The organism is uncultured Proteiniphilum sp., assembly GCF_937873925.1.
Classification (GTDB): Bacteria; Bacteroidota; Bacteroidia; order Bacteroidales; family Dysgonomonadaceae; genus Proteiniphilum.
Genome location: NZ_CALNAT010000009.1, coordinates 1 through 9,840, shown reverse-complemented (window position 1 = coordinate 9,840; position 9,840 = coordinate 1). Strand labels below are relative to the sequence as shown.

6 protein-coding genes and 1 other RNA gene are annotated in these 9,840 nt (G+C 42.0%); 5 read left to right on the top strand and 2 right to left on the bottom strand.

Annotation, left to right across the window (positions count from 1 at the left end):
- Positions 1-265, bottom strand: an RNA gene (gene rnpB, locus Q0502_RS00895) — RNase P RNA component class A; the annotation flags it as partial.
- A 214-nt stretch (positions 266-479) separates the two neighbouring features.
- On the opposite strand from rnpB, the gene Q0502_RS00890 reads away from it, so the two are divergent.
- Positions 480-1,937: an alpha-amylase gene (locus Q0502_RS00890; RefSeq protein WP_298646052.1), complete on the top strand. Its 1,458-nt coding sequence runs from the start codon at positions 480-482 to the stop codon at positions 1,935-1,937.
- Between the two features lie 13 nt (positions 1,938-1,950).
- Here the strand turns inward: Q0502_RS00890 and Q0502_RS00885 are convergent, their stop codons facing one another.
- Complete coding sequence (locus Q0502_RS00885; RefSeq protein ID WP_298646049.1) at positions 1,951-2,805, bottom strand: LytTR family DNA-binding domain-containing protein; 855 nt, start codon at positions 2,803-2,805, stop codon at positions 1,951-1,953.
- Between the two features lie 206 nt (positions 2,806-3,011).
- Here Q0502_RS00885 and Q0502_RS00880 point away from each other — a divergent pair, with 206 nt between their 5' ends.
- The 4 genes from Q0502_RS00880 to Q0502_RS00865 form a co-directional block, all read left to right on the top strand.
- Positions 3,012-4,127, top strand: coding sequence for a DUF6051 family protein (locus Q0502_RS00880; protein ID WP_298646047.1), 1,116 nt, complete (start codon positions 3,012-3,014; stop codon positions 4,125-4,127).
- A 614-nt stretch (positions 4,128-4,741) separates the two neighbouring features.
- On the top strand, positions 4,742-5,305 hold the full coding sequence (locus tag Q0502_RS00875; protein WP_298646046.1) for an RNA polymerase sigma-70 factor: 564 nt from the start codon (positions 4,742-4,744) through the stop codon (positions 5,303-5,305).
- Positions 5,306-5,490: 185 nt separating this feature from the next.
- A complete protein-coding gene (locus Q0502_RS00870) occupies positions 5,491-6,465 on the top strand; it encodes a FecR domain-containing protein (protein ID WP_298646044.1) in 975 nt (324 codons plus the stop codon).
- Between the two features lie 214 nt (positions 6,466-6,679).
- The coding region (locus Q0502_RS00865; protein ID WP_298646042.1) for a TonB-dependent receptor at positions 6,680-9,840 on the top strand (3,161 nt) is incomplete at its 3' end.

Here is a 9,840-nt window from a genome sequence, read left to right as displayed (position 1 = left end):
CGGCATCGGGCGAGCAACCCTACATATCCGATATACATGGCCTTGCAACCCATAATGCGTACGGCACACTGCATTGCTGCAACGCCCGGTGAGCTCTTACCTCACCTTTTCACCCTTACCCCGACCGGCATCCGGCCGGGGCGGTTGTTTTCTGTTACGCTTATCTGCCCTCGCGGGCAGCTTCCCGTTAGGAAGTATGGTGCTCTGTGTTGCCCGGACTTTCCTCCACGACAATGAATGTCGTAGCGACAAACCGACCTGCTGCAGCTACAAAAGTAATAATAAGTAATGAAGTAATCTCCTTTTCTTCTGTATTTTTAGTATTAAACGTATTGGGAATGCTGTGTATGGATACGCTTTACAAAAACAGTCTCAAAAACCACTAAAAAAACTTAAGAGTCAGAACTTCCCTTTGTCGTGAATGTTTTATTTTTTGTGAACTTCCCGTTAAAACACGTTACATATTAAAAAAAAGTCGAATGCGTACCAATGGAATCATGATGCAATATTTCGAATGGTTCCTTCCTAACGAAGGAAACCTGTGGAACCGCCTGAAAGAAGATGCCGGGCATTTAAAAGAGATAGGCGTCACAAGCGTTTGGATCCCCCCGTGTTATAAAGGGACCGACTCAAATGATGTTGGCTACGGCGCCTACGATCTGTACGATTTGGGTGAATTCGACCAGAAAGGGACCGTACGTACAAAATATGGCACCAAACAAGAGTTGCATGATTGCATACAGGCTTTGCATGACAATGGGATTGCAGTGTATGCCGACGTAGTTCTTAACCATAAGGGAGGAGGCGACGAACTGCAAACATTTTGGGTAGTGGAAGTAGACCCGCACGATCGCAACAAGGCGATCACAGAGCCCTATGAAATAGAAGGATTCACACGCTTTACCTTCCCGGGGCGAAATAAAAAATATTCCGATTTCGAGTGGAGTTGGGAACATTTTTCGGCCACCGATTACAATTACAGGGATGATAAAGATGCCATTTACATTATCCAGGGCGATAATAAAGGTATCGAGGTGGATGATCGCTCGGTGGGCCAGCAGTATGCCAATTTCGATTTCCTGATGTTCACCGATGTCGATTACAAACATCCGGATGTGCAGGAGGAAACAAAAAAATGGATCAGTTGGTTCATCCATGAGACAGGTGTCGACGGCTTACGTCTGGATGCCATTAAACATATCAACGACTGGTTCGTAAAGGATTTTATTGACCATGTGAGGGGAGAATTCGCCGGCGATTTCTATGTAGTAGGGGAGTACTCTTTCTATGATGGTATGGACATTGAACTATACCTGCATAATGTGGAGCACAAGATCGACCTGTTTGATGTGGCTCTGCACTATAACTTCAAGCAATGCGGCATGGATGGCCCGGGATTTGATATGCGAAAGATATTCGGAAGCTCTATTGTCTCCGCTTATCCCGAACTGGCTGTCACCTACGTAGATAACCACGATTCTCATCGGTTACAGGGAGAACCATATGTCCCAGAATGGTTCAAGCCGCTGGCCTATGCTCTTATCCTTTTACGCAAAGACGGGTACCCTTGTATTTTTCTGGGGGATTATTACGGCATCGGGGGCGATAATCCGCAACCCGGCATGCAGTGGATGATTGATCAGTTGCTGGATGTACGCCGTGATTTCTCTTACGGCGAGCAGGACGATTATTTCGATCACGAACATGTGGTGGGATGGGTTCGTCGCGGCGACGAACATCACCCCGACGGCTGCGTGGTTATAATGAGCAACTCCGAAGGAGGGGTCAAACCGATGTCCGTCGGTACGGATTATGCAGGAACCTCATGGTATGACAAACTCGGACATGTACAGGAAGATGTAATCATCGGCGACGACGGCCGCGGCTGGTTCCATGTGGGCGACGGGTCGGTTTCAGTATATCTGAAAAGGGTGTAGCGCTTAGCCCTCGCTACACCGAATATTGGGAAAATTTACTCATAAACGAATCGTAATAGGTCTTTGAAACGGGGAGATCGGGTGTATACTCTGCATCGAGCTCAAGCACGATTTCACCTTTTATCTTTTTCAGTATCTTTACTTTATCCATATTCACGATATAAGAACGATGGCAACGGACTAAAGGGGTCTCCTTAGTGAGATGCTCCTCCATCCACTTCAGGGAGTTACGCAACAGGAAGTGCGATAAGCCCGATTTATTCAGGTAATAGATAGTCGCATAATTATCGGCGGACTCAATATAGAGCAGATTTTCCAGCATCACCGAGATTTTCAGGTCGCCCTTCTCATCAGGGAACGCGATCAGCGTTTTCGCGTGGGCATCGCCAGATTTCTCCTGTTCGATATGCTCCAGGAGCGCACTCTTCTCTTTCCATGAGAAATAGAGCCAGGTGATAGCATAAGGCAAAAGCAGCACTAAAGCCGTATTGATAAGGCTCTGCCTGAAGATCTCGGAAATATCCCTCTCTATCCCGTCTTTAGGAAAAAATTTCGCGAAGAGGGTATAGAAGATGGCCATTGCCACTATTTCGCACAAGATCCACAGCGCATATTGCCAATACACTACATCCCGTTTTTTCGAACAGGCCGTAAGGATCACCCGGCTGATTACCACCACCAGCATACCGGTAAGGATGATCAGGCTCGAAAAAGCAAAGTACTTTATATCCGAAATACCGGGATACCAGTCGCGGGAACCGAACGGTTGGAAAAGATTGATGAACAGCAGGGCAAAAAGAGCCGTAAAGAGGATCGTTTTTACGCTGTTTTTCTTTTCATACAAATATGCAGGGATCTTTTCGTCCATGTAGAATGAATTTATATATCACCCGGTACAAAAGTAAATTTTTATTGATGACTTACCAAAATAATCGGAACTTCCCGGCAGTTTTTTCACCCCTCAATAACCGATTTCACCCCATATATAGGATTCCGTCCCATTTTCGTTGCACCTTTCCCTTTCATTTGCACGCGATGAAAAAAGCCTGTTCTTTTACCGGAAAATAACCGGTTATGTTGAATTACAACGAACGATATATTGAACTGAACAGTTGTTTCAAACAGGGAGCAGACTGCCACTTAGACGAAACAGGTATCAACATACGTTTTTTCCGTTTCCACAGTCTTTTAAACGACGAAAGAGGCCTCACATTGCCTTGCGCTGACAGTAATATATCCGAAAATTTTTCGTTTGAATACCCGGTCTTCACTCCTTCGGGCAAACAGAAGCAAGGAGAAGCCATCCTCCTTCTGCACGGGCTGAACGAACGAAGCTGGAACAAATACCTCCCCTGGGCAGAGTTCTTATGCTGTAATACCGGTAAACCCGTCATCCTTTTTCCTATCGCATTCCATATAAACCGGGCGCCTCTTACCTGGTCGAACCCCCGCAACCTGATCAGTCTATTGGACTTCCGGAAAGAGAAATATACCGACGATCGCACCATCAGCTATGCCAACGTCGCCCTGAGTGACCGTATCAGCCAAAACCCGGAGCGGTTTTATCTGTCGGGTAGGCAAACCTGGGCAGATTTAACGGTGTTGTTCGAAGAGATAAAAACCGGCCGTCATCCCCTTTTCAAAGAAGGTACAAAAATTGATATCTTTGCCTACTCCATCGGTGCCTTCCTGTCGCAGGTCGCCCTCATGGCCAACCAGAAAGGTCTTTTTTCGGACTCCCGCCTCTTTATGTTCTGCGGCGGAAGCATCTTTCGCTCCATGTTTGGCATTTCCAGAAACATCTTAGACAAACCCGCCTTTGAAAAGCTTCAGCAGTATTATATCCATATTTTCGGGAACGAACCCTCCGCTCAATGGGAGCAGGATAACGCGTTCCACGCCTTCAATAGCATGATTTCCCCGGACAAATTCAGGCTGAAACGTGAAATCTTCTTCGAGCAGCTGGGCAAGCGACTGAGTGGGATTACCCTCCTCCGCGACTGCGTGATACCCTACGATGGCGTGCGGGAAGCCCTGGGACAGAAGATCACCGATGCATGCGTCACGTTGCTCGATTTCACCTTTCCATACACCCACGAGAACCCCTTTCCTGTCAACGAGAAAGACACCACCTCCGTGAACGCTGCGTTCCGGAACATCTTCTCACGAGCAGCCGAGTTTCTGGGATAAGAGAAAATTATATTTCTACCGGCTTAAAAAAATTTGATTTGAAGTAGTTTGTACATCATTTATTCTGCAGCCAACGCATCAGGAACTTATCTTCAACCTTATAATAGGGTTCCTCTACAGACATATTATGGTAAATGATTGCCTTGTCGACGAGTGCTTCCAAATTACGTTTCAATGTTGAAGTCGACCCCGGTCATAATTCTTTATGAAGTTTTGAGAATAGGGTTGAAAAGTATTCTTAATAAAAGGAACATATTCTTTTTCCAGTATTTTATTTGCTGTTTTTCCAATTCTACGCTGCGAGAACACGGCTGTGTTACTATTATTATTGATATTCTTCAATAAAATTTCTGTTTCTTCGTTTCTGCCACAGAAATAATCGGGACCCAGATAATTATTTAGTAAAAACGGGTTCATATCATTGTATCTATTTAACTTCATGCAAATATATACAATTTTCATGAATTGCGCATTTTGCGCAATATTTTCTATACGAACGTTCTCCTCCCCTTTAAAGAGATGGTGGAAAAGTGTCTTTTAATAAATATTATTGCTATCGTTTAAGTTTTTTGTACTTTTGAGTCACAATCCCTAAAGTTGGCTTGAGGGTACAAATGGACAGCACCTTAAAAAATACAACTGAATTCGAGAATATATATATTTCTTACTATTCGAGAATGAAGCGTTTTGCACAGGAATACGTTATTCGGGAAGAAGATGCGGAGAATATTGTGCAGGACGTATTTCTTGATGTATGGAAACAAAAACTCGTCCTGTCTTCTCACGCCAACCTTTTCTCTTACCTGTTTACAGCGGTAAAAAACAGATGCATCGACTTCTTGCGACACAAAACTATTGTACTGAAAGCTGCGAATAAAATGCAAGAGGAGTATCTACTTGCTTTGCAATTGAAGTTTCATTCGTTGGAAGCATTCGATGAAAAGATCTTCCACGAATCTGATATTGAGACCATCATTCAAAATGCCATCAATAACCTACCCGAGAGATGCCGGGAAATCTTCATCATGAATAAAATCGACGGGAAAAAGCAGAAAGCTATTGCAGAAGAACTCAATATCTCCGTTCATACCGTAGAAACTCAAATGGGTATCGCATACAGGAAGCTGAAAGAGGCGCTCAAAGATTATATTCCACTGTTTGTTTTTCTTTTTATGTAAGTTATTCACACCGCGCATGCTTCTAATACATCATCCGTCATTTCTTTAAAAACTATTTCACCAAAAGTCTTTACTCTATCTTCTACCCCATCGCCGCATTAACATATCACCACATTAAAAAATTATTTTTATTTTCTTTAGCGGATTTTTCACCTTCGTCCGTTAATTAATTAAAGAGGCTGAAAATGAACGAAAAACTCTCGAAATATTTCCTTAGTGAACTCGGACAAGCGGAAACATCCGAATTGTTTCATCAATTGAAAACGGATGAATCGTTACAAACCCAATTTATTCGCTTACAAAATATCTATGCACTTTCACTCGTATCCCCCCTATCAACGAACGAAACAGAGGGCAGGAGAGGGTTTCAGAAGTTTGTTCTCCGGTTACAGACAAAAAAACAACGTACCATCATTCGCCTTGCTTTTCAATATGCAGCCGTAGCCGTCATACTTATCGGCTCGACGTTTTTCTTGACGAAATATTTCTATGAAAATGTCCCGGATAACAGCGAGACGAACACGTTGTATGTTCCGGCCGGACAACGCGCACAACTAACGCTGCAAGACGGTACTTCGGTGTGGTTAAACGCACAATCTTCGCTCACCTATCCTGCCCGGTTCTCCGGTAAAACACGCCGGGTTACCGTTTCGGGCGAGGCTTATTTTGATGTGGCTGAAAACCTGAAAAAACCGTTTGTCGTTTCCACGCAACACATCGAAATGAAGGTGCTGGGAACCCAATTCAACGTCTATAGCTATCCCGAAACCGGATACATCCAAACCGATCTGGTGGAGGGATCGTTAAACGTGTACGGCAAACACACGCCGCAAACAAGCGTTACCCTAAAACCAAAGGAGCAACTAATCGTGAAAGGAGGAAAAATGCAGGTTCGCCCGATTTCAAATTCCGAATATTTCTTGTGGAAAGAGGGTATTTATACTTTTTATAATGAAAAACTACTGGATATTATTGAGAAGCTACAACTTTATTACGACGTAAAGATCATTGTAAAAGACCCGGAAATATTCAACGTACGATATACAGGAAAATTCCGCCAGCGAGACGGCATAGATGAAATACTCCGTATCATCCAAAAAATTCAAAAATTCACTATTGAAAAGGATACGGAAAATAATATCATCACGCTTACAAAATAAATGTATTACCTTTTAAAAATGAAATGCCTATGAGAAAAAATCGTCAGTAATCGAACAGATAAAGGGGTTACTCCCCTGCCCTTTCACACTACCGTACGTACTTTCGTACACGGTGGTTTTTGTAGAAAGAAAGCGATAAGTGCGCTAACACTTATCGCCGGAAGTAAAGCAAACACACAGTTTAAATTTAGTATTCACTTAACAATACAAATGTATGAAAATAAACATTTCATCTGATCACTTTTTGATAAAAAAAAGTGACTTTAAAGATTTATTTAAAATCATGAAAATCTGCCTACTATTTCTATTCGCGTTCACATTTCAGATGATGGCGCTCAATTCCAATGCACAGGATGCGGTTATTGAGCTTAAGACGAGTTCCGTCACTATTGGCCAGTTGATCAACGAAATTGAGAAACAAACCGATTATCTGGTAGTTTACAGCAACCGGGAAGTAGATACCAACCGGAAAATAAATTTCCAACAAAATTCGGATAAAGTATCGTCCTATCTCAACGAAGCCTTTTCAGATACCGACATTGGTTATGATTTCGAGAACAACTATATTATTCTTTCGAAGCGTACTTTAAATAAAAAGGGGATAGAAACAATAAGCAGTGCAATAGCACAACAGCAAGCCGGCAAAACTATTACCGGAACAGTGACTGATGTTAATGGGGAATCAATTATTGGAGCAACGATTGTTGTTCAAGGCGATGCTGCCAAGGGAACAGTAACGGATATCGACGGCAAGTACACGCTAACCAATGTTCACGAAAATGCCATATTAGATATTTCTTATGTGGGTATGATGTCACAGAGTATTCCGTTAAGCGGAAGAACTACAATTAATATAACTCTGATAGAAAATATGGAAATATTAGATGAAGTTGTTGTGGTGGGATATGGAACGCAAAGAAAAATTAACCTGACAGGTTCAATTTCATCTGTAAGAACAGAAAACATACAGACTACAACCCATTCAAGTCTTGCCCAAAAACTACAAGGAAAAGTAGCGGGCTTAAATATCCGTCAAAATTCCGGACAACCGGGACAATTTGACAATAACATACAAATTCGTGGTTTTGGAAATCCATTGTATGTTATTGATGGTATTATCAGGAATGATGCCGGAGCGTTTCAAAAATTAAATCCTGAAGATATTGAAAGTATAAGTGTACTTAAGGATGCTTCTGCAGCAATTTATGGCATCGGAGCTGCAAACGGAGTAATAATTGTTACAACAAACCAGGGTACTAAAGGCAAAACAACATTTAATTATTCAGCAGTAGTAGGAACATCTACTATTACTGATCGTGCCAGGCAAGCGACAGCGGCTGAGTATACGATGATGTTAAACGAAGCTGCACTATATTCTAACCCAGGTAGAATTTCTTCACCTTCTTTTACTCAAGAAGAGCTGCAAAAATGGCAGGAAGGAACCTTACCAGGTTATGAAGGCACTGACTGGTGGAAATTAACAATGAAGGATTTCTCAACTCAAACTCAACATAATCTATCAGCTAGCGGAGGAAATGAAAATGTAACCTATTATATAGGGTTGGAATATGTTAAAGATAATGGAATGTTACAAAGCGGTGATCTGGGCTATGACCGTGCTAATTTGAGAAGTAATGTCACTGCTAATCTCACGAAGGATCTTCGGGTGCGGGTTAATATCGCTGGTCTGTATGATAAAGCCTATCAACCGGGAGAAAGTTTTGAGCAAATCTCTAGAAATACAATTGTGACACTACCAACTGAATATCCGTATGCAAATAACAATCCTGATTATCCTGCCACCACAAACCTTGGAGTTACTCCATTGGCAGCATCGCAAAGAGAATTGACAGGTTTTAACGAGAGTGAAAATAGAAATTTACAATCAAGCTTTGAGCTGAAATACACTGTTCCTTTTATTAAAGATTTAGTCATAACAGCTCTTGGATCATATGATCAGGGAAATTATTTAAATAAGAATCTTTATAAAGCATTTTATACCTATACGCATGATATTGAAACGGATACTTATAATCCCATCTTTCAAAGACCCGACCAGAATCTTTATAATCAGTCGACTGTTAATAATACATATATGCTTCGTCTTGGTGCGGATTATAATGTAGCAATTGGTTCGAATCATGACATCAAGTTAATGTTGGTTGCCGAACAGTACAAAGGTTGGTATCGTGGATTGGAAGGTAGAAGATACTATGGAGATTTTTTTACTAATGATCAACTGCGTTTTGCCAATGAAGCTAATCAAACGACGAATGGCTGGGAAGATCTAAACTCAAGAATCAGTTACATAGGAAGGGTAAATTACGCTTTTGCCCAAAAGTATTTGATTGATTTTGCATTCAACTATAACGGATCGTATCGTTATCATCCTGATAATCGATTTGGTTTCTTTCCGGTTGTATCCGGTGCATGGAGAGTATCTGAAGAAGATTTCCTGAAAAATAATGTGGCTGCTATTTCAAATTTGAAATTGCGCGCATCATACGGGGTGTTGGGAACAGATGCGGGAGATCCTTTTCAATACTTACCCGGTTTCACATTTGGGGGCACCAGTTTTTGGGAATTTACAAACGGAACCCAGCTGAATGGACTTCAATCTCCCGCGCTTACGAATAATTTATTATCGTGGTTGACCAATGAAACTGCTGATATAGGTTTTGATCTGAGCTTGTGGAATGGAAAACTAGATGTGACTTTTGATGTGTACAACAGGGAACAAAAGGGACTATTAGCTACACGGGCAGTTTCTTTACCGAATACGTTTGGGACAACCCTTCCGCAGGAAAACCTGAATAGCAATCGTCAAACCGGCTTTGATCTGGAACTTGGCCACAGGAATAACATCAACGGATTTAACTATGAAATCCGTGGGAACATGAACTGGGCCCGCACAATGATACGCCATAGAGAACGGGGGCCTTTTCAAAGCCAATACGACAGATGGTTAAGTGATGATGCACCGGACAGATGGACAAACTATGTTCGCGGATATCAAACGGATGGTCAATTTACAAGTTTTGAGGAAATAAATAATTCCCCTCTTCAGCAATTTCAATCCATCAGGGAACTACCGGGAGACTACAGATTTAAGGACATAAACAATGATGGAATTATTGATGATAACGATGCCGTGGTTCCTTATGAATTTGGTACCACTCCCTTATTAAATTTTGGATTGATGCTTACTCTTAATTGGAAAGGTTTTGACGCAGCAATACTATTTCAGGGAGCAAGTGGATATACCGTGAGATATACTGAAACACTTGCGGAATGGTTTTGGTTTTCTGGTAGCTTGCCCGCATATTTTATGGATAGGTGGCATCAGGCCGATCCATATGATATAAATAGTGAATG

What these genes read in the sequence shown, in the direction of transcription:
- Q0502_RS00870 (WP_298646044.1), top strand. Translation starts at nt 5,491, where the DNA reads ATGAACGAAAAACTCTCGAAATATTTCCTTAGTGAACTCGGACAAGCG.
- Q0502_RS00890 (WP_298646052.1), top strand. Translation starts at nt 480, where the DNA reads ATGCGTACCAATGGAATCATGATGCAATATTTCGAATGGTTCCTTCCT.
- Q0502_RS00880 (WP_298646047.1), top strand. Translation starts at nt 3,012, where the DNA reads ATGTTGAATTACAACGAACGATATATTGAACTGAACAGTTGTTTCAAA.
- Q0502_RS00875 (WP_298646046.1), top strand. Translation starts at nt 4,742, where the DNA reads ATGGACAGCACCTTAAAAAATACAACTGAATTCGAGAATATATATATT.
- Q0502_RS00885 (WP_298646049.1), bottom strand. Translation starts at nt 2,805, where the DNA reads ATGGACGAAAAGATCCCTGCATATTTGTATGAAAAGAAAAACAGCGTA.